Origin of the sequence: Sphingopyxis sp. DBS4 (assembly GCF_024628865.1) — a bacterium.
Lineage (GTDB): Bacteria > Pseudomonadota > Alphaproteobacteria > Sphingomonadales > Sphingomonadaceae > Sphingopyxis.
In genome coordinates this window covers 3,210,110-3,232,455 of sequence record NZ_CP102384.1, presented here as the reverse complement: position 1 = coordinate 3,232,455, position 22,346 = coordinate 3,210,110, and the positions used below count along the sequence as shown (strand labels likewise).

The 22,346-nt window shown below is 60.0% G+C and carries 18 protein-coding genes; 12 read left to right on the top strand and 6 right to left on the bottom strand.

Annotated features, from left to right (window positions below):
* Positions 1-4: 4 nt before the first annotated feature.
* From NP825_RS15485 to NP825_RS15475, 3 genes are all read right to left on the bottom strand, one after another.
* Positions 5-775, bottom strand: a complete 771-nt coding sequence (locus tag NP825_RS15485) for an NUDIX domain-containing protein (RefSeq protein ID WP_037557695.1) — start codon at positions 773-775, stop codon at positions 5-7.
* 63 nt (positions 776-838) lie between these two features.
* Positions 839-2,428: an AarF/ABC1/UbiB kinase family protein gene (locus NP825_RS15480; RefSeq protein ID WP_037557607.1), complete on the bottom strand. Its 1,590-nt coding sequence runs from the start codon at positions 2,426-2,428 to the stop codon at positions 839-841.
* A gap of 5 nt (positions 2,429-2,433) precedes the next feature.
* Positions 2,434-2,922 (bottom strand): MarR family winged helix-turn-helix transcriptional regulator, encoded by a 489-nt coding sequence (locus tag NP825_RS15475; RefSeq protein WP_052182484.1) that lies wholly within the window; start codon positions 2,920-2,922, stop codon positions 2,434-2,436.
* 131 nt (positions 2,923-3,053) lie between these two features.
* On the opposite strand from NP825_RS15475, the gene NP825_RS15470 reads away from it, so the two are divergent.
* From NP825_RS15470 to NP825_RS15440, 7 genes are all read left to right on the top strand, one after another.
* The gene (locus NP825_RS15470) at positions 3,054-4,181 is read left to right on the top strand and encodes an HlyD family secretion protein (protein ID WP_037557697.1); all 1,128 of its coding nucleotides are present in this window, start codon (positions 3,054-3,056) and stop codon (positions 4,179-4,181) included.
* Positions 4,178-5,749 carry an MDR family MFS transporter gene (locus tag NP825_RS15465; RefSeq protein ID WP_137752007.1) on the top strand — a complete coding sequence of 524 codons (1,572 nt, stop codon included), beginning with the start codon at positions 4,178-4,180 and terminating at the stop codon, positions 5,747-5,749. The genes NP825_RS15470 and NP825_RS15465 overlap by 4 nt, the downstream gene beginning before the upstream one ends.
* A gap of 7 nt (positions 5,750-5,756) precedes the next feature.
* Entirely contained in the window at positions 5,757-7,220 is a 1,464-nt protein-coding gene (locus NP825_RS15460) for an efflux transporter outer membrane subunit (RefSeq protein WP_037557608.1), read from the top strand.
* A gap of 307 nt (positions 7,221-7,527) precedes the next feature.
* On the top strand, positions 7,528-8,676 hold the full coding sequence (locus NP825_RS15455; RefSeq protein ID WP_161786578.1) for an ABC transporter permease: 1,149 nt from the start codon (positions 7,528-7,530) through the stop codon (positions 8,674-8,676).
* 26 nt (positions 8,677-8,702) lie between these two features.
* Positions 8,703-9,440, top strand: a complete 738-nt coding sequence (locus NP825_RS15450; protein WP_257545149.1) for an ABC transporter ATP-binding protein — start codon at positions 8,703-8,705, stop codon at positions 9,438-9,440.
* Positions 9,440-10,348, top strand: a complete 909-nt coding sequence (locus NP825_RS15445) for an MlaD family protein (RefSeq protein WP_037557611.1) — start codon at positions 9,440-9,442, stop codon at positions 10,346-10,348. Before NP825_RS15450 ends, NP825_RS15445 begins: the two co-directional genes overlap by 1 nt.
* Positions 10,345-10,956, top strand: coding sequence for an ABC-type transport auxiliary lipoprotein family protein (locus NP825_RS15440; RefSeq protein ID WP_058801017.1), 612 nt, complete (start codon positions 10,345-10,347; stop codon positions 10,954-10,956). The genes NP825_RS15445 and NP825_RS15440 overlap by 4 nt, the downstream gene beginning before the upstream one ends.
* A 59-nt stretch (positions 10,957-11,015) precedes the next feature.
* On the opposite strand, the gene NP825_RS15435 is transcribed toward NP825_RS15440, so the two are convergent.
* From NP825_RS15435 to NP825_RS15425, 3 genes are all read right to left on the bottom strand, one after another.
* The gene (locus NP825_RS15435) at positions 11,016-11,693 is read right to left on the bottom strand and encodes a TetR/AcrR family transcriptional regulator (RefSeq protein WP_037557613.1); all 678 of its coding nucleotides are present in this window, start codon (positions 11,691-11,693) and stop codon (positions 11,016-11,018) included.
* A gap of 167 nt (positions 11,694-11,860) precedes the next feature.
* Positions 11,861-13,213, bottom strand: a complete 1,353-nt coding sequence (locus NP825_RS15430) for an AMP-binding protein (RefSeq protein ID WP_231732773.1) — start codon at positions 13,211-13,213, stop codon at positions 11,861-11,863.
* 477 nt (positions 13,214-13,690) lie between these two features.
* Positions 13,691-14,704, bottom strand: coding sequence for a serine hydrolase (locus tag NP825_RS15425; protein ID WP_037557614.1), 1,014 nt, complete (start codon positions 14,702-14,704; stop codon positions 13,691-13,693).
* Between the two features lie 196 nt (positions 14,705-14,900).
* On the opposite strand from NP825_RS15425, the gene NP825_RS15420 reads away from it, so the two are divergent.
* The 5 genes from NP825_RS15420 (at position 14,901) to NP825_RS15400 (ending at position 22,125) form a co-directional block, all read left to right on the top strand.
* Positions 14,901-15,578: a GntR family transcriptional regulator gene (locus NP825_RS15420; RefSeq protein WP_197411506.1), complete on the top strand. Its 678-nt coding sequence runs from the start codon at positions 14,901-14,903 to the stop codon at positions 15,576-15,578.
* Entirely contained in the window at positions 15,575-16,879 is a 1,305-nt protein-coding gene (locus tag NP825_RS15415) for a hypothetical protein (protein ID WP_037557615.1), read from the top strand. Before NP825_RS15420 ends, NP825_RS15415 begins: the two co-directional genes overlap by 4 nt.
* Before the next feature lie 242 nt (positions 16,880-17,121).
* Positions 17,122-19,224: a TonB-dependent receptor gene (locus tag NP825_RS15410; protein WP_161786579.1), complete on the top strand. Its 2,103-nt coding sequence runs from the start codon at positions 17,122-17,124 to the stop codon at positions 19,222-19,224.
* A gap of 55 nt (positions 19,225-19,279) precedes the next feature.
* Complete coding sequence (locus NP825_RS15405; RefSeq protein ID WP_037557617.1) at positions 19,280-20,827, top strand: carboxylesterase/lipase family protein; 1,548 nt, start codon at positions 19,280-19,282, stop codon at positions 20,825-20,827.
* Between the two features lie 59 nt (positions 20,828-20,886).
* Positions 20,887-22,125 (top strand): serine hydrolase, encoded by a 1,239-nt coding sequence (locus NP825_RS15400; protein ID WP_058539115.1) that lies wholly within the window; start codon positions 20,887-20,889, stop codon positions 22,123-22,125.
* The last annotated feature ends 221 nt before the right edge of the window (positions 22,126-22,346 follow it).

Sequence of the window (22,346 nt, the reverse complement as noted above, 5' to 3'; positions counted from 1 at the left end):
CCTTTCAACTTAAAATTTCATACGCTGCGCCGTATCCCGCGTTGGCGGGAATAGTGAGGATGTTCGTGCCGTCTCGCTGGATGACTTCTGGAAGGACCGGCACGATTTCGCGAGCCTTGGCCCGCGCGACGCAATCGTCTGCGCTCGCAGCTTCGGCTAGCAGTTGCAGGTTCAATCTCGTAGGAAAGATGATCGTTCGTTCACCGCTGACACCCAGTTTCAGGGCTTTGCTTGGCGAAAGCCATTCCGCATCAACGGTTTCATATCCATCACATGCTGCGATCTGGCGCTCTGGGGCGCGAACGACGAAGAAATGAGTGTCGAAGCGCTTTTGCATAAAGCTGGGCGTGATCCACCGCGCGAACTCGCTCAGGCGATCAAGGCGCAGTTGCACATCGGCCTCACGCACAATGTCGAAAAATTCGCGCTCGCCTCGCTCGACGGCTTTGCGGCTTTCAAGATCGCAAATATCCTCGAACTCGCTACCGTCGCGATGATCGGCCAGCAGGATGCCTGCTTCCTCAAAGGCTTCACGAATCGCGGCAATCCGGAGGGTGCGCTGCGTAGGATCTAGCGTTTTCCAACCCCTGCAATAATCGGCCCATTCAGGCGCTTCATCGGCAGCAGAAGGCTTTCCACCCGGAAAGACCAGCGCGCCGGATGCAAAATCGATCTGGTGATGCCGCTTGACCATCAGCACCTGGAACTCCGGCTCGTCGCGAAGCAACAGCATGGTGGCTGCGGGGACCGGATTGACTGGCTTCTGCAGGGTCATCATAAACTCCAGTTTGAATTGGCCTGATATTGGACGCTGGCCCGTTCAGGCTGAGCAACGATCTTATCGCCATTTGCGCAGAAGAACCAACCCGGCAAGAGCCAGTGCAACACTTGCAAGCACCCAGGACTGATTCGCAAGCAGCGCCGCGGAGACGATAAGTGCGGCCGCCACAGGACCTTTGACAGGCTGGCTCGCGCGGCGAATGGCTGCAAGCCGTTCAAAACTGGCCGGATCGATCTGGACAGGCACGTACCCGGACTTGGCGATCACGGCGGCGTTATCGAGAAGGTCGGGCATGACCGCCGCCAAGGCGAGGAGTTTTCGGCGAACTTTTTTTAGATTGGGCTGATTTCGGCCGAGAGAGAATCTTTCCGCGAACAGCTCCAACATGATGGGGCGTGTTTCCTCCCCAATATTATAACCAGGCGCAAAGGAACGCGCAAACCCCTCCGCCGTGAGCAATGTTCGAAGAAGGATCGCCAGATCAGGCGGAAGTGCGAGCTGATAGTCTCGCAGGAGATCGAACACGCGGCTGAAAATATGCGAGAACTCAATCCCCGAAAGGACGGTTCCTCTGAATTCACCTATCAGCTGGTCCAAATTCTGGGTGAGCCCATCACGGTCAACTTTTGGATTTCCGGCCCATTCGAGCAACACGTTCGCGACGTCGGCTGTGTCCTCGTCGGCTATAGCCATGACAAGTCGCACCAGCTCCTCGCGTCTCGCCTTCGTGAGAGTGCCGACCGATCCAAAGTCGATAAAGCCCACATCCTGTTCCCCGATAAGGAAAACATTGCCCGGATGCGGATCGCCATGGAATTCGCCATTCAGAATGATCATGCGCAGGACTGCATTCGCATATTGTCTCGCGAACGCCGCCACGCGTGGGTCGGTCGAGCCGGCCTCGAGCGCAGACGCGGGCGTTCCATACAGCCGCTCCTGGACGTTGACCCGTATCCCCGTCAGTTCCCAATGAATTGTTGGAGTCTTGATCCCAAGCGTGTCAAGATAGCCACCGATACGCTCGCATGCACGAGCTTCGGCTGCCAGATCCATTTCCCAGGCAAGATTTCTGCCAAAGGTTCGCAGGAACTCTACGGGGCGATAGCGGGCGATTTCAGGGGATCGATCCTCGGCAACGGCGGCGAGGCGCGACAGCAGCCGCACATCGGCCTCCATTCGCGCAGCAGTGCCCGGACGCCGCACCTTTATGATAACGCCGGCGCCGTCGAGCAGCGAAGCAGAGTAGGTCTGCGCTACCGAAGCCGAAGCCAGTGGTTGTTCATCGAATTGGGTGAATTCCCCTCGCCAGTCAGCTCCCCAGCTTGCGGCAAGGATGGGCTCGATTTCTTCGAATGGCACCGGAGAAACCTGATCGTGGAGCGTCGCGAAGGCAGCAATCCAGGACCTGGAAAACAGATCGCTGCGCGTCGCCAGCAGCTGTCCAAGCTTTATTCCGACCGGACCAATGTCGCGCAGGAGTGCGACGACCGCCGCCGGCCGCAATTCACCTGGATCGATTGAATTGGCAGGATGCGGAATGACGCCGAGCGCGCCCGCCAGGCTTTTGGCGCCGTGCCGGACAAGAATCTGTCCTATCTCGGCGGCGCGTGCGATGTCTCCTATCGGTTTATCTCGGAACCCAGGCATATGTCCTATTCCGCATCGGTCCGGCTCTGATCGAGATTCGACGCAATCCGCACAAGAATGTCCAGCAACGTCCGTTTTTCGTCGCGCGTGGCGTTCCGCCATAAGACCCTATGCAGCCCGTCCGCGGATTCTCTCAGTTGGGGCAACAACCTGTCGAGCTCCTGGGTCAGGATGAGCTGCCATGCCCGGCCGTCCGTTTTGGCTCGTCGCCTTTCCATCAATCCTTTCTCACAAAGGCCAGCGACGGCTTGACCGATCGTGGCGGATTCCAACTCTAGTCGCTTGGCAATTCCGGCCTGCGTCAACGATGGTTCGCGGAGAAGTTGTCCGATGATGCGCCACTGCGTCTGATTGAGGCCGCTCTTGGCAATCCGTGCGTCATAAGCGCGCCTCGCCCCCCGACTAATCTCGTCCATCAAATATAGCATACGGTCGTCGTCGGTGAGGGCGCCTTCGCGAAGCCGTGGCGGCATTGTGTCGAGATTTGCGTTCATACCGCTGCCTAGTCCGTTTCGTGGGAATGCCAAAACGCAAATTACTAAACGATTTTACTAACTGGATGGAACGGTCTACGCCACGCCATGAAGCGACTTAGCACATGTCCAAAATCCTTCGAAAGAGGCAGATGACCGACGAACCAAATGAGCGGGAACAGGATCGCGCGCCCGCATCCAGCCTGAAATCGCAACCCAAATTTCGCCTCATCCTCATCATAGCCATCACTGCTGCGCTGATTGCAGGTGGTTGGTGGTATTACAGGCATGTCACCTATGGGCAGTACATGCAGTCGACCGACAACGCCTATGTCGCGGCCGACAGCGTTGTGGTTTCATCAAAAGTGGCCGGATACGTGGACGCGGTGCTCGTCTCTGAGAACGGGTGGGTCAGTCCCGGCGAGGCGCTCGTGCAACTGGATGTGCGAGATTATAGAGCCCAGGCGCAACAGGCGCGTGCGCAGATTGCGGCGACGCTGGCCGGCGCCGACACAATCCGCTCGCAAGTAACCGAACAGGACTCAGCGATTCGACAGGCGCGGGCCCAACTCGCCGCCAAGCGCGCGGCGCTCGACCTCGCCAATGAGCAGGTAGCGAGGTATCGCCCCCTCGCCGCGACCGGTGCGGAGCCGCGAGAAAAGCTTCAACAATATGAGACACAGGCGCAGCAAGCGCACGCCGACTTTGTTGCTGCCCAGGCAGCAGTCTCTGCCGCCAACGGTCGGAGGGCCACCTTGTTCAAACAGATCGACCAGACCGAAGCCCAAGCTGACGCGGCCCGCGCGCAGCTGGAAGCGGCCGACCTAGATGTCACATCGACCCTGCTGCGAGCCAGCAAGGGAGGTCGCGTTGGCGATCTAACAGTAAGGGTCGGCCAATTCGTTCAGCCCGGCCAGCGATTGATGACGGTGGTTCCGGTAAACGAAATCTACGTCATCGCTAATTTCAAGGAGACGCAGGTCGGCCTTTTGCGGGCGGGGCAACCGGTCAAGCTCGAGGTCGACGCACTTCCCGACTTTGAGATTGCCGGACGCGTTGAGAGCATCTCCCCCGGAACCGGAGCAGAATTTTCAATCCTGCCGCCCGAAAACGCCACAGGGAATTTCACCAAGATTGTTCAGCGGATAACGGTTCGTATCGCGATAATAGCCTCGCCCAAAGTGCGTCGTCTGCTCGTCCCGGGCATGTCGGTTGTGGCAGTTGTCGACACGCGAAATGCTGCCGGAGAGCTGAAAGAGATCTCGAGTACCGACAAATGACCGCCGAGTTGGCATCGAACAGCGCCTCTGGTACTCCGACTGCAGACAGGCGGAATGCCGATATCACCGCGTGGATAGCGGTCGCAGCGGGCGCACTTGGCGCCATGCTCGCAACACTCGATATCTCTATCGTCAATTCCGCGCTTCCGGTGATCCAGGGCGAAATCGGAGCCAGCGGCACCGAGGGAACCTGGATTGCCACCGCATTTCTCGTAGCCGAAATCGTGGTAATTCCGCTTAGCGCCTGGCTTGAACGCCTTTTTGGACTGCGAAATCTGCTCATCATTGCGGTTTCCGCGTTCACCGGCTTTTCAATTCTTTGCGGTATGGCGACCGACCTCACGACCATGATCATCGGTCGCACGGGTCAGGGTTTCATGGGTGGTGCGCTGATACCGACTGCGATGACCATCGTGGCGAAAAGATTGCCGCCCCATCAACAGCCGATCGGCATGGCGCTGTTCGGCATGACAGTGATTCTGGGTCCGGTCATGGGGCCGCTGATCGGTGGCTGGCTGACCGAAAATTTGAGCTGGCACTATGCCTTCTTTGTCAATGTTCCAATCTGCGCTGTGCTGCTGCTGCTGCTATTCGTCGGGCTTCCTCACGAAGAGCCGAAGTGGGAGTATCTGACCGATGCTGATTGGGCGGGCATTGCCGGCCTGATTCTGGGGTTGGGCGCTTTGACTGTGTTGCTTGAGGAGGGGCATCGCGAGGAATGGTTTGAATCCGCTCTTATTCGCTGGCTGGCCCTCATTGCCGTCATCGGTTTCGCTTCACTGATCTACGGGCAGCTGAATGCGTCCAAGCCCGTCCTGAAACTCCGCCTCCTTCTCAATCGCCAATTCGGAAGCGTTGCGGTGATGGCTCTCGCCTTGGGAATGGTGATGTATGGTTCGACCTACGTCATTCCCCAATTTCTTGCGATCATATCGGATTATAACGCTTTTCAAACCGGGCTCGTTATATTTTGGATGGGTATTCCGGCCTTTGTGCTTATGCCGATCCTGCCCTTAATGATCCGTAGGCTCCACATCCGCATTGCCGTCGGAGTCGCAATGCTTCTGATGGCGGCCAGCTGTTTCGTCAGCATAAGCCTCACCGCGGAATCCGGGGGCGCCGTATTCATCGAAAGCCAGCTTATTCGGGGTGTTGGCATGATTCTGTCCATGATGTTCCTGAACCAGGCTACCGTAGCCTCAGTGGCAAATACAGATGCTGGCGATGCCTCCGGTATTTTTAACGCCGCTCGAAATCTCGGAGGATCTTTCGCTTTGGCCGGACTGGCTTCGTTTCAGGACCAGCGGATCTGGCACCATAGCCGGCGCATGGAAGAAACGCTGAATGCCAACAGTGTTTCGCTCCAGATTTATCTTGATGAACTCGCGAAAAGCTTCGGCGGGATGGAGGGTGCCATGTCGATGCTAGGCCGGACCATCCAGCGGGACGCGTTCGTAATGACCTACAATGATGTGTTCTTGGCGATGGGCGTCCTAACCTTGATGACCGTTCCTTTGGTCATCTTTTTGAAGCCGCTTCCCAGGAATGTTTCCCTTTCGATGCACTGAGCCTGATATGATAAAAAAATCTGTAATATCGCTTCTCGCCTCGTTTCTGCTGGCCGGTTGTGTCGCGGGCCCAGACTACGCCGGGCCTCCAGAAGTATTCTCGGCGAACCGAAATGACGGCTTTGTCCGTGCCGGCGGTAACGTCAGCGATGCCGAGCCCGAGCTGGCAGATTGGTGGCTCCTTTTGAACGATCCGGAATTGAACAGGCTTATCGAGGCCGCGTTATCGGACAATCCTTCGCTTCAGGCTGCGCAAGCGCGGATCGCGCAGGCGCGGGCATCCGTGAGACAGGAGAAGGCCGGAAGATTTCCGACGCTTGGAACCCAGGCGACGGCTATTCAGGGCCGCTTGCCGGGCCTTGATATTCAGAACAGTGCCCCGCCTTCGGCGAGCGCGCCTGTTAGTCCGCAGGGACAGGCGGATGATAGCCTCAGTGTCTACAATCTCGGGCTCAACGCTAACTGGGAGCTGGATTTCGCAGGAGGAACGCAGCGACGGATCGAGGCCGGCAACGCTCAGGCAGCGGCAGCGGTTGCCAATGTGGAGGATGCCAAGGTCCAGCTGACCGCCGAAGTCGCCAATGCCTATGTCAACCTGCGCGAGGCCCAGTTTCGAGCCAAAGCGTACCGAACCGAGTGCGAGTTGCAGCATCAAATCCTCTCGCTAACCTATCAACGGTATCAGCAAGGCGTTTTGCCCCTGTTCCCTCTCGGCAATGCAAATGCCGAGCTCGAGTTGCTCAAGTCTCAGCTCGCCGAGGCCGAAGCTGACACGGCGGTATTGCTCGATGCGCTTGCCATTTTAGCTGGGCAGATCCCAGGGACAACGGACGAAGCGCTGAAACAGATCTTCGATGTTCCCCTCCCGCCGGAACAGGTCGCGGTGGGCGACCCCTCAAACCTTGTCGCACGTCGGCCCGACATCCGCGCGGCCGAACGCAGCCTGGCGGCAGCAACGGCTCGGATCGGTGTTGCGGAGGCCGCACGATTTCCGAAGCTGTCATTCATGGGAATCTTGGGACTTGGCGGAACGTCGCCAGACGATCTCTTTGATGTGAGCAACCCGTCAATTCTCGCTATTCCGCAGCTGCAGTGGAACTTCCTCGATTTCGGAAGGGTCGATGCCTCGGTCGATCAGGCGAGCGCCGCCCGTGCCGAGGCGGTTGCCAACTATCGACAGACAGTGCTTTCTGCACTTCAGGACGCCGAGCGCGCGTTGTCGCGCTTTGGCCAGCAGCGCTCTGCCCTGGTGGCGTTCGCGCAGATCAAGTCCCAGGCAGATGGCGCAGCCGATCTTGATCGACAACGATTTGCCGGCGGAGTGATCTCGCGCGCTGACCTAAATCGCACGCTTCGCAAACAGGAGCAGGCGGCAACCGACCTCGTCCGGGGAAAGGCGGCGCTCACGCTGTCATGGATCGCCCTGCAAAAATCACTCGGCCTGGGATGGCAAATGCAAGCAAAGATTTAATGTCACCTACGAGTGTTGTTAATATAAACTCCAAGGTGCGATATCGGTTCAGAAAGAATCTCATAGGGATTTCACCTGACAATTTTATCTAACCTTAGCAAGAGTATCCTGTGCTTATTCAAACGATCTGTCGGCCGATTTGTGCGCAGCATACTCCTTGCAAGCGACCTGATATAACGCTACGCTGACGTCTACATAATGTCATTGAGGCAAGGCGCGATGTGTGGATCGGCATGGTTAAATGTGTGGGGTCAGTGGTCCCGCTTGCTGGCATGATCCGCTCGACGACGGGCTATGGGAGAGGAAGTTGCCACGGGCGATCCGCTCTCCCGACACCGGTTGGAGACTTGCTGCGATGAATGCGCGCACAGCACCGAACATCTTCGTTCGCGAAGGAGATGGCATTTCAACGTTGGTCGTTGAAGGTGACTGGACAGCGATTTCGATCGCAGGCCTTTCCGGGCATGTTCTGAGTCCCTCGAACCTCTCCTTCTCAAGCGACTTCGGAAACCTGGGAAGGATAGACAGCGCAGGCGCGCTCGCCATCCTGACTCTCGCACCCAATGCGGCATTTACCGCAGACCTGCCCGCCAATCTTGCTGATCTGTTCGCGCTGGTGGGCTCGGCCATGGCCGACCGCGATGTCCCGTCTATCAAAACTCCCCCATTTCACGTGCGTCTTGGCCAAAAAGTTTATCGAGCTGTCCAGGAAATCGGCGCAAGCGCTCGATTTCTCGGGCAACTTGAGGTGGCGCTCATGAAATCTCTTGCACATCCCAAAAGGATGCGACTGATCGCACTGGCGTCGTCAATTCAGAAGGCCGGCTTCGATGCGCTGCCACTCATAGCGATCATGACATTCTTTATCGGCGCAGTAGTGGCTCTCATAGGAAGCGATCTGCTCAAGACATTGGGTGCATCGGAACTGGTCGTCGAACTGGTTGGCATATCCGTCCTCCGCGAGTTCGGCGTCCTCATTCCCGCGATACTACTTGCCGGTCGGTCCGCTTCCACTTTCGCGGCCCAGATCGGCGCAATGCGAATGAATCAAGAGACGCAGGCAATGAAGGTGATGGGCATCGACCTGTTCGACGCGCTGGTTGTGCCACGCGTATTGGCATTGCTTGTAATTATGCCCCTCCTGGCGATTGTTGCCATGCTGGCTGGGTTGGCCGGCGGGCTTGTCGTCAGCTGGGGCATACTCGACGTGAGCCCGACATATTTCGCCGAACGACTCTCGGCTGCGGTCGATATCCGACACTTCTGGGTTGGAATGGCAAAAGTACCGGTGCTGGCCATTGTGATTGCGCTTGCCGGATGTCGCCACGGCCTTTCGGTACGCGGAGATGTTGAGGATCTGGGCGGGCGGGTGACCGTCGCCGTTGTCCAAGCGCTATTCGCAATCATCCTTCTGGATGCCGCCTTTGCAATTCTCTTCAACGTGCTCGAAATATGATTTGCGATCCGGACGTCGTTATTCGGGTGGAGAATCTTAAAACCCGATTTGGCGATCACATTATCCACCAGGATTTGAACCTAGAAGTCCATCGTGGCGAGATTCTTGGTGTCGTCGGAGGGTCCGGTAGTGGAAAATCCGTCCTGATGAACACCATTTTGGGCCTGATTGCGCCTAGCCATGGGACAATCGAAATCTTTCAGAAAAAAATTGGGAGTCGCTTTGATCGTACGGAAATTAATCACCGAATTGGCGTCATGTTTCAAAATGGCGCGCTTTTTTCTTCTCTTAGTGTGCAAGAAAATGTCGAGGCTCCTCTCATCGAACATACCCGTCTTAGAGAGCCGTGGCTCGAGGCCGTGGCTCTGATGAAAATCGGCCTTGTCGGACTCGATGCCGAGGTGGGCCGGCAAATGCCCGCTGAACTTTCAGGCGGAATGCGAAAACGTGTAAGCGTAGCGAGGGCCTTGGCGCTCGATCCAGAATTGCTGTTCCTTGACGAACCCACTTCGGGCCTCGACCCGATCGCAGCCGCGGAATTTGACCAGCTGATACGGACGCTGAGCGACACGCTGGGGCTTACTGTCGTGATGGTGACCCATGATCTCGACAGCCTGTATTCCATCAGCGACCGCGTGGCCGTGGTTGCGGATCAGAAAATTGTCGAGGTTTCGCCAATCGCGGAACTTGAGAGGTCTGACCATCCTTGGATCAGGGCGTTTTTGGGAGGGCGGGCGGAGCGCGCCAAGGAAAGGAACCGCTAATGGAACGCGACGCGAACTACGGTCTGATTGGGGGCCTGACGCTGGCTCTGCTAGCGGCGGCTTTCGGCTTCATCCTCTGGCTCGGTCAATCCCAATTCGCGCGTGATTTCGACGAGTATCGGATCATTTTCGATGGTCCTGTCCGCGGGCTGAGCGAGGGAGGCGAGGTGCAGTTCAACGGAATTCCGGTGGGAGAAATCACGCGTATTAGTCTTGATCCCAGAAATCCAAACAGGGTGCTTGCAGGAGTGCGCCTGCGCGAGGATACGCCTGTGCGCGTCGATTCTACCGCCGCGACGGAGTCGCAAGGCATAACCGGCGGAAGCTACATCCAGATCAGTGCGGGGACGCCCTCTAAGCCGTTGTTGAAGGAGGTTTCCAAGGAAGCGCTCCCAGTGATTAAGGCGGAAAAAAGTTCGCTACAATCCCTGATGGATGGAGGTGGCGCATTGTTGGCGGATGCTTCGCAGGCCCTGGAAAGGGTCAACCGGACCTTGTCCGACGAGAATATCGAAAATGTTTCGGCTGCTATTGCGAATGTAACAGCTACCACGGCGGAATTGCGATCTAGTCGCGGAATGTTCAGCAAGGCTGAACAAGCGTTTGCACGCCTGGACCGGGCGGCGGCCGATATCGAGGCCGCGGCCGCATCGGCGCGCACGGCGATCGATGGCGACGGTCGCAAGACGTTTGCCGATGTCTCGGCAGCCGCTCGAGATCTTCGAGAGGGGATCGCCGAGGCGAGGGTGGTCATTCACAGGCTTGATGACGCCGCGAGTGGATTGGCGGCGCCCGACGGCTCCGGGATTGCTGCAACTTTGAAATCGCTCGATAGCGCGGCGCAGGAAATCGAGCAGCTCGCCGGCCAGCTACGACGGACCCCTCGTGAAAGGAAGCTCCCCCAATGAAAACGATCTCTGCAAGAATGTTTTTGCTGATGGGCGCGCTAATTTGCCTTTCTGGTTGCGGGAATATTCTGGGAACTGGCGGCAAATCGACGTTGTACCGGATCAGTAGCACGCCCGTACCGGAGCGTGAAATTGCACGACAGTGGATTCCGGTGTATATTACGCGACCGACGCTTCCGCCTGGGGCCGATGGAGACAGGATCCTCACGATCGAGAATCGCGAAGTCACGTATCTGGCCAAAGCACGGTGGATGAGGCCTGCGCCCGAGATGATCCGCGAGGCTATTGCCGGAAGCGTAGCGCGCAAAATCGATCACGCATATATCCCTGTCCAGAGCGTTGCTTCCGATCATTACGTCCTATCCGCACGGCTTTCTTCTTTTGCAGCCTATTACGACCAGGGGCCCGACGCGGCCCCGATCATTCGCATCGCCGCGCAAGTGGAACTAAGCCGATCCAAAGAATCGGAACCACTGGCAGTCACGCGCATCGTCCTTGATAGGTCAGCAAGTGCAAATAGCGTTTCGAGTATCGTCGAAGCCTTTGATCGCGCGAGCCTTGAAATGGCCGACGAAATCGCGAGTTGGACGGCTGCGGCGATCAACTAGCGTGAAGCCAATGGAAACTTAGTCGGGACAACGGCCCAGCCCAAGATGAAGCGGGAATGTTATGGGTGGCTCCCCTTCAGGGAGGGGCGGCAGCCGTACACAAATAGATCGACAGCTTGCCTCATTCGGGCTGAAGAGGTTTCATTGTGACTGGTCACTCCCACTCCAAGAGCGGCCCGACGAAAAGGTGACAAAATGACGCTGGAGATAAACTGCTCCGCAGCAAAATTCGCGTCTGACACCCTGATTTCTCCCCTCTCCTCGGCTTTGCGCAAGACCTCTGCCACCAATCTCGTCGTGCGTCCTACGCCGAATTCGTAAAGGTTTCGCGCTAAAGCGGGAAAACGTGCAGCCTCAGCCATTACAACGCGTTCCAACGCGACGTGAATGTCGGTAAGCATCCAGGATAGCAGTTCATCGGACAGCTCTTCAAGCTCGAGCCGAACGTCGCCATGTTCGGGAACGTGCTGTTCAAGGAAGGAGAGCCGATCCTCGATTTCCATGAGTATTGCCGCTTCGAAAAGCAGCTTTTTGTCCCCGTAACGGGCGTACAACGTGCGCTTGGAGATGCCTGCTTTTGCAGCAATCCGTTCAGCCGTTGAACGACCGAATCCGTCGGCAAAGAAGACATCGCGGGCGACACGGAGAATTTTCCTCGAAAGTGCTTGCGAGGCTTGTCGAGTGGGCCTCCCTGTTCGTCCGGAAGCTGGTTCTTTGGTTTTTTGGGTCGACGCCATGCCTCATCTTGGCCATACCTTGACCGCGCTGCAAGCGTAGAGCGCTTTGCCTTGGACAGCCCGACCGAGATTGCCCGGGCTTATGCAAGACTCACGAGGCCCGCTGAAATTATCCCGCCTGAAAGGATCGCTGCCATTCGCACGGAATGGACGCAGTGTGATCTCATCTAGGCGAGTTGGTTACGATACGCTTCGCGTAAGGCCTTTTTGTCGATCTTTCCCGTTGCAGTGAGCGGTACTGTCGCGAACAGGATGTCGTCCGGCAGCCACCAACGAACAACCTTCGTCTCCAGATGCGCGCGAATTGCGTCGGCTGTGACGGCTTGACCTTCATGCGTTTCGATCACGAGAAGGGGGCGCTCTTCCCATTTTGGATGATATACGCCAACGACCGCCGGGACCCGGACGCCGGGGTACCCAACCGCCGCATTCTCGATATCAATCGAGCTGATCCATTCGCCCCCGGACTTGATCACATCTTTCTCGCGGTCGGTCAGCCGGAGAAAGCCGAAGCGATCGATCGTACCGATGTCCCCGGTGTCGTACCAGCCATCGCTCCCGGCGCCCTCAATATCGGGGAAATAGCGATCGACGACCCACGGTCCGCGGACCTGGAGCGCACCCGCCTGCTCACCGTCCCAGGGGAGCGGCGTGCCATCGCCGTCGATAATGCGCAGTTCGATGCCAAATTGCATGCGACCCTGCTTCGTCAGCGGGAGGTCGTTCGCGAAATCCTCGCCTTCGGCCATCAGGAGCGGGGAGGGCGTCGAAATCACGCCGAGCGGATTGGTTTCGGTCATGCCCCAGAGCTGCAGCACAGTGACACCATATTTGGCTCGGAATGTCTCGGCCATCGCCCGGGGGACGGCCGAGCCCCCAATCACGAGGCGCTTGAGATTGCCGACCCCCGTCCCCGTAGTGTCGAGATGAGCGAGGTACAAGGTCCAGATCGTCGGCACACCACCCGAAAAGGTGACGCCCTCTTCGTTGATCAGGTCGGCAAGACTGGCACCGTCCATCCTGTCACAAGGAAGCACTAGCTTGCAGCCGTTGATCGCTGCCGTGAAGGGAAGTCCCCATGCCGTTGCATGATACATGGACGAGCAGGGCATGATGACATCAAAAGCGCTGAACCCGAAGGCACTGCTTAGACCGGCCGCCATCCCGTGAAGAACGATTGAGCGGTGGCTGTATAGGACGCCCTTGGGGTCGCCCGTCGTCCCCGAAGTGTAGCAAAGAAATGCGGCTGCCTTTTCATCGAAGCTCATCCAGGTGAGGGCTCCGTCCTCGCTTGCCAGCAACGCTTCGTAGTTCAACGTGTCGGCAACATCTGGCGCGATCGTTCCGCGCTCCGCGAGAAGGACATAGCGCTCGATACCCGGAAGGAGAGGACGCAGCCGTGCGACGAGCTCGGCTAGATTGGGCTCGAAGAAGAGAATGCGGCTCCCTGCATGAGCGATAGTGAAGGCGATCTGCTTGTCGCTGAGACGCGGGTTGGCGGTGTGCAATACGGCGCCCATGCCCGGCGCCGCATAGAAGAGTTCGAGGTGGCGGTGGGAGTGTTCCAGGCGAGCGAGGAGACGCCGTCGCCCGTCGCAATCCCGAGGACGCCAAGGGCCTGCGCAGCCTGACGCGCACGCTGATCGCAGCGGTGCCAGTCATACCGCCAAACCGGCTCCACGACAGCCTTCGAGACGATCTCCCTCTTGCCGTGCGCGCGCGCTGCATATTCCAATATTCCGCTGATCAGCAGCGGCGCGTCCTGCATCAATCCCCGCAACATGCTGCATCCTTCTTCGCCCCACTGCGCCGTCGCGCGCACGGTTCCGCCTCTCGGTTCCGATCGCCGCGCTGGCTGTCAATGACCGTCATCATGCTGGCCCATGGGCAAACTCCACGGGCCGCGATTGCATTCAGCCAGCAATTCTCAATGATCATATTGCAGCGGCACGGCTTAGGTTCGATCGCCCCCGAGATGTTCTCGCCCGCGTTTCAAATTATTCACTCGCTGGTTTCAGCAACAGCGACAGGAACCGCCAATCGGACCAATCACCTTTTTTCCCCGCCGCTAAGGCGGCAATGTCGAGTTTCGCCTGCCTCACGATCGTAAGCCGAAGCGACGGAATGATATAGAGGCGTTGATCGCCCGCGCCGGCGGCGACGACCATATCCGCCGGTAGTTCGGCGGCATGACTGGTGATATCGGTGGACCGAGTAACAATATCGACAGCCGGCGTGCTACGGGGTAGCCACCAAGTGAGACCGTAGGCAGGATTGACCTGGCTACCCTGGAACATCTCGCCGAATGTCGCTTCGTCGACAAGTGGCCTGCCTTCGAGCTTTCCGCCCCCGCGGACGAACTCGCCGATCTTCGCCCACTCGGATGCGGCCAGCACTAGGCCCTGCGGCATGAGCGGTGCGCCATCGGGGCCGCTGCGCCAATCGCCGACCGTTACGCCTAGCGGCATTAGAATGCGACGCTCGATATAATGGCGAGGGTTGCCGTCCTCGCCTTTGGCGACGAGCTTTCGGCGCATGATTTCGCCGACGACTTGCATCGGAGCAGGGCCATACTGGAATTTCCCGCCCGGTGCCGCCGCGAGCGGTGCCTTGACCGAGTCCAAATACCCTTGGGGTCTCCCGACGGTTGAGGCCTGACCACCTGTCATCGACAGCAGTTGGCGAAGCGTGATCTGTTCCTTTTCGGCGTCGCCCTTCCACTCAGCGAGCGTCTCTGATGCCCGCTCGTCGAGCGTCAAAAGCCCGTCCTGTACGGCCGCCGCCGCCATCAGCCCGACAAGACTCTTGGTGCCCGACCAGAGTTCCTGCGGTGTCGCAATATCTGCAGAACGGCATCGAACCTCGCCATCCTCAAGGATCAGCAGCGCCACGCCAGAGTTTGCCTCGGAATAGGCGATCGCCGCGGCACAGCCGGGAAGAGGAGCGGGTTCGCCTGCCGTGGCCGGCTGTGCCGCAACGGCTGCTGCGAAAAAGAGGATGGTGCGCTTCAAGTTCCGACTCCCATTTTCTGGTGCTTGTCATTCTCGATATTATCGATAATAATTTCATTCGCAATCATCGATTGCTCGCGTGCACTGTCCGATTAGGATGGTGCCGGTAGCAGGGAAAGCCGAACGGAGAGAAATGGGCGCGACGAAGACCGAAGACGACAGTGCACCGACTCAAGACCGCGTCATTGCGCGTCTCTTGACTGACGACATCGTCGAATGGCGCATCCAGCCGGGATCGTGGCTGCGCGAGCGCGAAATCGCCGCGCGCTTCGGGGTGAGCCATGCGCCCGTGCGCGAAGCATTCCGTCATCTTGCGCGGATCGGTCTCGTGAAGGTGGTCCCGTGGCGCGGAACCTATGTGATCGATATCGACGAGCATGCCGCGAACGAGGTCTATGAGCTGTGGAAATCCCTGTTCGGTGTAGTTTGCCGCCTGGCTGCGGTCGAGATGACGGATCGCGACGGGCGCGAACTGATGCACCGTCTGGTCGAATATAAGGATGTCACCCAGCGCACCGAAAATACGTTCGAGCATATCAAAGTCTCGAACCGCATCGGCCGCTTCATCGCCAAGCGGAGCAATGCGCCGCTCGCGCTGGAGCTCCTCGACCGGGTCGCGCTGCTCGCGCGCTGGCAGCACAATGTCTATACCGACAGCTATATCGAGACGCATGGCAATGACGCCGCGAAGCGATCGGCCATCCTCTACGACGCGCTTTGCCGCCATATCGTCACGCGCGATGGCGATGCCGCCGATGCGGTGGCGCGCGATCTGATCGGCGTTACTCAGAATAGTTTCGGGCGCGCACTCGAGGAATATAAGGCCCGGCACGCAAAGACTAAGCCCAGCCGCCGCCGCGCAAAAGTGACATGAGCCGCCTCCCGACCGACCGCCGCACGTTGCTTAAGGCGGGCCTCGCGGCGCCGATCGCATTGCAGGTTAACTCCGCTGCCGCTGTATCTCGGGATTTGACCATGTTCGGCTCCGAACGCCTCTTCACCGACGTCCAAAGCTATACCGAGGCCGGCAACAAGCAGTCGGGCGGCGAGGGCGATCGTTGGACCGCCGACTGGACAGCGAAGCGGCTGTCCAGTGCCGGATTCGAAGTCGAACGCCAGACGTTTGACGTGCCTTGGTTCGAGGCCTCGCGCTGCGACCTCAGGCTCGGCGACATCACGATACCGCTCGTCGCACAACCGCTCGCCATCGAAACCGGCGAGGCTGGACTCGCTGCGCCGCTGCGCCTCGCAGAAATTCCTGAACGCCTCGACGGCGCGATCGCCGTAGTGCGCCTGCCTTTCCGCCGCTGGTCGAGCCTCGTAGATCGTGCAGCGCGCGAGCCGCTCGCCGATGCGCTTGCGCGCGGTGCGAGCGGGGTCATTCTCATTACGACCGGGCCGACGGGCGAGGCCTTGCTCCTCAATGTCCCGGCCGGTCATCCCGTATCGGAAAAGCCACTTGCCTTGCTCGCGCCGCGACTCGCCGCCCCGGTGATTGAAGCCGCGCGCCACGGTGCCGCGGCGAAATTAGCGCTGCGCGGGCGCGGTGGGGCTCGGGCAGCTCAGAATATAATCGGGCGACTCGTTCGCTCCGGCCGCCCTTGGCTCGTCGTCTCGACGCCGCGTTCAGGCTGGACCGATTGCGCCGGCGAGCGGGGGCCGGGCATCGCGATGTGGCTCGCGCTCGCCGACTGGATGCCCCGAGCGTTTCCCCAGCACAGCCTGCTCTTTCTGTGCAACAGCGGGCATGAATATGAGAATCTCGGTGCGAGCCATATCGCCGACAAGTTTGGTCCAGCCCCCAGCGAGACGGCTTTCTGGTTGCATCTCGGCGCCAATGCCGCAGCACGTGACTATCAGGAAATGCCGGGGCGCTTGCTGCCGCTGCCGAGTGCCGATCCCTATCGTTTTCTCATGACATCGCCCGAATTCGTTGCGCGTGCGCGCGAGATATTCAAAGGCCAGCCAGGGTTGGAAATGGCCTATCCTTCGGCGGAAGGCACAGCGGGCGAACTCTCGGAAGTGATAAAGGCCGGCTACACACGTCATGCTGGCATCTTTGGCGCACACCGTCATCACCACGCTGTGACCGACGATTTATCTACCGTCACACCTGACCCGCTTGCCGCTACGGCGCGGGGCGTCCGCGACCTGCTGAGCGCCGTCGTCTCCTAAACCCGTGACCCACGTGCAATGACATTGCGCTTTCCGGCTTGACTCGCTCGCGTTTTCTGCACAAAATTATCGATAATAATTGCGATAACAAAATGGGGAGAGTGACCATGGGACGCAGGGCGAACCTTCTTTTCTGCACGGCCGCAATTTGGGTAGCCGTCGCTCCGCCTGCTTTCGCGCAAGACAGACCGCCCGAAGCTCTTCCGGACGCGGCGGAAGCGAACGATGACGGCGCGATCGTCGTGACGGCGCGGCGCCGCGAGGAGCGGCTCGCCGACGTTCCTACAGCCGCTTCTGTCATCGATATCACCTCACTCACCGATCGCGGCGGCGCAAGCGGCAGCGGCGAATTGCTAGCAGACCAGCCGAGCGTCAGGTTCAACAATCTCAGCTCATCGATCACTTCCGAGATTTCGATCCGCGCCTCGTCGACCGCGCGCGCGACCAATGGCGATCCCAGCGTCGGCCTGTATCGCAACGGTGCCTATATCGCCGGTGGTCCCGTGGGCGGGCGAAACTTCACCCGCCTCGATCTCCTCGATATCGGCCGGGTCGAGGTGCTGCGGGGGACACAGGGCGCACTCTATGGCCGCAACGCGGTCGGCGGCGCGATCAATATCATTTCGGCCGAGCCCGAATTCGATCTCTCAGGCTGGGCGAGTGCGCGCTACGGCTTCGAGAATAACAGCTTCCAGACGCAAGGCGCGATCAATGTTCCGCTTGCCGAAGGTCTTGCGATCCGTCTCAGCGGCGATCTCGTCGAGCAGGACAAGGGCTTCTTCTACAATCCGGACAACGACGTCTATTTCGACCAACAGAAGGGTCATGGTCTGCGCGGCCAGATCCGTCTCAAACGCGGACCCGTCGACGCGATCATCATGGCCGAGACCCAGCGGCTGACGACCCCGGCGGTTCATTATCAGATTTCCATCCCCGCCGGCACGCCAGGCTTCCCGGGGGGATATACCCAGGATCGCTTCCGCTATCCCTGGAACACGGCGCCCCGTGCCAGCCAGGATGTCGATGGACTGCAGGCGATTATCCGCGTGGACTTGGGCGGCGCCGACCTCACCTCGACAACATCCTTTCGCAAGCGCCACTCGGAATATGACCTTGACAATGACGCGGTGAGCCCGGCCGAACTTGCGCGCGCGCGCGCTGCAGGTCAGATCGGGGCGCTAACCCCGCTCGACCCGAGCGGCGCCTCCTATGTCGTCGACACCACCGACAATTTCTCGCAGGACATCCATGTGACGGGCGCGAGCGACCGTCTGACCTGGCTCGTGGGCGCCGAGATGCTGCTGCTCGACAGCGATTTCTCCGTGACGACGACGCGCACGCCGACGCTTGCCAATCCTTCTCCGGGCAACATCGCCCCCGCCCGGCTCCATTTCGAAAGCTATGCGGCTTATGGTTCGCTCGGTTTCGATATCACCGACAGCCTCAACTTGACCGGCGAGCTCCGCTATACACGCGACAGCCGGAGCATCAGCGCGCGGCTCTATGATCTCGCGACAGGCCTGCCAACAGGCGGGTCATCGCGGATTATCGACGACAACATCAGCGCCGACAATCTCTCCTACAATGCGACGCTTTCGTACAAACTTACTCCAAATATTCTCGCCTATGGCAAGGTCGGCAGCAGCTACCGCGCCGGCGGTTTCAACACGCGCCTGTCCGATCCCCGCGCTCCGAGCCCGGTACAGGTACTGTTCGGCAACGAAAGCAGCACCTCCTATGAGGTCGGCATCAAGGGCAGCCCGGTGCGGCGCGGCTATTTCGCAATCGCGGGATATTATACCGAGCTCAAGGATCTGATCGCGCAGGTCGACGATGGATGCGCGCTGACCAACGCGGCCTGCCCGGTCGCCGCGGTCGCCTATCTCACTAATGCCGGTAATGCGAAGAGCTGGGGTATCGAGGCAGAATATAGCCACGGATTCGACCTTGGAGAAGGCGACGGCCGCCTCGCGCTCAGCGGCTCGCGGCAGGGCGGCAAGGTCAAGACGGGCCGATACGACGGTCTCGATCTCGCGCAGGTTCCCGACTGGCTCGCCTCGGCGAACCTCAATCTTCGCTATCCGGTCACCGGCGACGTTGCCTTGACGAGCAATGTGCTTGTCAGCGGACAATGGGGTGGCAAGCAGGAGCTGACCGCAACGTCGGTCGACCTCGACAATTATGTCCTCGTCAATCTTCGCATCGGCGTCGACTTCGGAAAGGTCAATGTGAGCGCCTTCGCGAACAACCTCTTCGACAAGCTCTACTATGTTGCCCAGGCGCCGACGATCAACCGTTACAGCCAACCCCGGGTGATAGGCGTCGAGGGCCGCATTTCTTTCTAGGGGATATGCTTGCCCGCGGCCTGCGGCCGCCAGCCGAGACGAAAGGGACGGCGAAATGCGGCAATGGGTCATGGCAGCATGTGCTGGAGCCGCGACGCTGCTCGCTTCAGCATCCGCCGCGGCGGCGGTTGCCCCTCCGCAAGCGACGCTGGCGCAGGGGCGACTAACGGGCGCTGCAGAGGCAGGAGTCGAGCGTTTTTTCGATATTCCCTTCGCTGCGCCTCCCGTAGGCGCGCTCCGCTGGCGCGCGCCGCAGGCTCCGCCGCGCTGGGCGGGTATTCGCAATGCCGCGAAGTTCGGACCCGCTTGCCCGCAGATGGTGCGGCCTGCGCTCGTCGCCGGTGGAGTAGCGGATGATCAATCCGAAGACTGCCTACAGCTCAATATCTGGCGCCCGGCCGGCGCGCGGAAACTTCCCGTCATGGTCTGGATCCATGGCGGTGCGCATGTCATCGGGTCGGGTACGTTCCCGGCTTTCGACGGTACAGCCTTCGCAAGGCAAGGGGTCATTCTTGTCACGATCAACTACCGGCTCGGCGCACTCGGCTATTTTGCCCACCCGGCTCTGAGCGCAGCCAAGCCGCGTCGCGAGGCGCTCGCCAATTATGGCCTCATGGACCAGATGGCCGCCCTTCGCTGGGTCCAGAAAAATATCGCAGCCTTTGGTGGCGATCCGGGGAAGGTCACTTTGTTCGGCGAGTCCGCGGGGGCAATCGGCGTGACGACGATCCTCGCCCACTCCGAAGCCAAGGGCCTGTTCGCGCGCGCCATCGTACAGTCGGGCGTCGGCCTACTCGACCCGCGCCCGCTTATCGAGCAGGAAGCGCTAGGCACGGCATTGGCGGCTCGCGCCGGCGCGCCGCCTTCGGCGACGATCGACGCGCTCCGGGCGCTTTCGGCCGACGCGCTCGTCGCGGCCGGCGATGTCCGGACGCCGGGCGCGATGGTCGGCCCCATTCTCGACGGCGAGCTGGTGCGCGAAGCGCCATGGCGCGTTTTTGCGCGCAGTGAGCCGATCGACGTGCCGCTCCTCGTCGGCGCTAACAGCAACGAAGCCAGCGTAATCCTCGCCATGGGCGTGCCGCCGGCGGCCGCGCTCACCTATCTCGGGCCCGACCAGGCGGCGGGCCGCGCCGCCTATGGCACCGGGCTCGCCGATGACGAACTGGCCCGCCAAATTCTGGGCGACGCCTGGTTCGTCGCACCGTCGCGATGGCTCGCGGCGCGGACGTCCGCCGGCGCGCCGTCCTACCTCTATCATTTCGACTATGTTGCAGCAGCGCGCCGCGATCGGGCGAAGGGCGCCGGGCATGGCTCCGAAATTCCCTATATTTTCGGGACGCTGGGCTATTTCGCTTCGCTCGCCGGCCCCGTCGACGACGAGGATCGCCGCTTCGGCGAAGGCGTGTCCGCCTGCTGGGTCGCTTTCGCGAAGAATGGCGTACCCGACTGCGCGCTGGTGCCTGACTGGCCCCGGTACCAGCCGACTGACGACCGTCTCGCACATCTCGCGCCCCGGTCAGCCGTCGTCGCCGGTTTTCGCAAGGCGCAACTCGACCACCTGCTGAAAATCCATTTCGCGGCAGGCCAACCCAGGCCTTAGCCCGCTCGGCCAAACAGGCCCACCGTTTCGAAACGTGCAACGAAGCTGGGAGAGATAAAATGTCTGGACGACGGAAATCGATATGGCTTGCCGCCGGCGCCGCATTGGTCGGCGTAGCGGTTTTTGCGGCGCAAAGTGGCTTCGGGAGCAGCGACGGCGGCGAAACGCGTCCGATGGTCCAACTGCCACCCGCGCCGTCCGCCGCCAAGGCGACGGCATCCGCTGCGTCGGCGCTCGCGACCGCAAGCCTCACAACGACCGTCGGCGGTTACACCTATGACTGGACAGCGCTGAAGGCCGCGATCGTCGCTGACACCGAAGTCGCTAGTGGCTATTTCATTGTCGGGAACGCGTCCGATCCCACTTATCTTTTCGAATTCGACAAGGGCAGTTTTGGCATCGACCGGGTGACACCGCTCGCCTCGGCTTCCAAATGGTTTGCTGGCGCGCTCGGCATGCGCATGGTGCAGGCGGGCATTGCCACGCTCGACGATCCGATGCGGCCACCACTCGCCTTCTGGACGACGAGCGGAACGAAGAAGGATGTCAAACTCAAGCATACGCTGTCGATGACATCGGGCTTTAATGCGAGCCCGCTCGTCGGCGGCTGCCAGCTTCTCCCGACTTTTGGTCTCTATAACTGCGCCAAGAGCATCCACGACCTGCGCTACGACATCCTGCGCCCGGGCAATGCGCCTGGTGCTCAATATAGCTACGGTCCTCACGGCATTCAGGTCGCAGGGGCGTATTTGGAGGCCAAGGATACAAGCATAGAACCAGGAACGTCGCCAGCACGCGAGCGGAACTTCCACGAACTGTTTGCGCAGCACGTCACCATCCCGCTCGGGATGTCAAGCACCACGTGGTACGATCCCCACCCCCCCGCGACCGTCCCAACCAATCCGTGGGTGGCCGGCGGCGCCTTCTCCACGCCGCGCGACTATGCGAAACTGCTGCGCGCGTTCCTCGGCGGCAGCTTCATCACCAACATGACGGCCTTCACGCAGCCGCGCACGATCGGACTGCCGCGTGTTTTCGTTCCGGCGAGCACAGTGAACTGGGAATATGCGCTCGGCTCCTTCGTCGAATGCGACACGCCCTCGGCGTGCGCGACGTCGAAGATCAACTCTTCGCCCGGCGCCTATGGCTGGACCGGCTGGATCGATCGCGAGACCGGCTATTATGCCCTGATCGCGACCGAAATATCGAGCGGAGGCGACCGCAAGGGCGTCGAGCTCGAGCAGGTCATGCAGGATCTGATCGAGGATGCGATTGCGAACCGCACTCCGGCGCCCTGACCCGATCGGCAAAACTTCGCCTATGGTGCCTGGGCCAGGCCGCGCCGTGAGGTAGCGGTCTGGCTCAACGGAGGGGGCTGGACACCGCGTGGTTGTGCTGACAGCCGGCTTTCGAAGGGCATGAAGGACCGCTTTCTCGATCATGGAGCGGTTCAATACGAACGCGAGTAGAGCAAGTAGAACCGAAGGCGGACCATCTCGCCCTGCGCATCTTGCTCGAG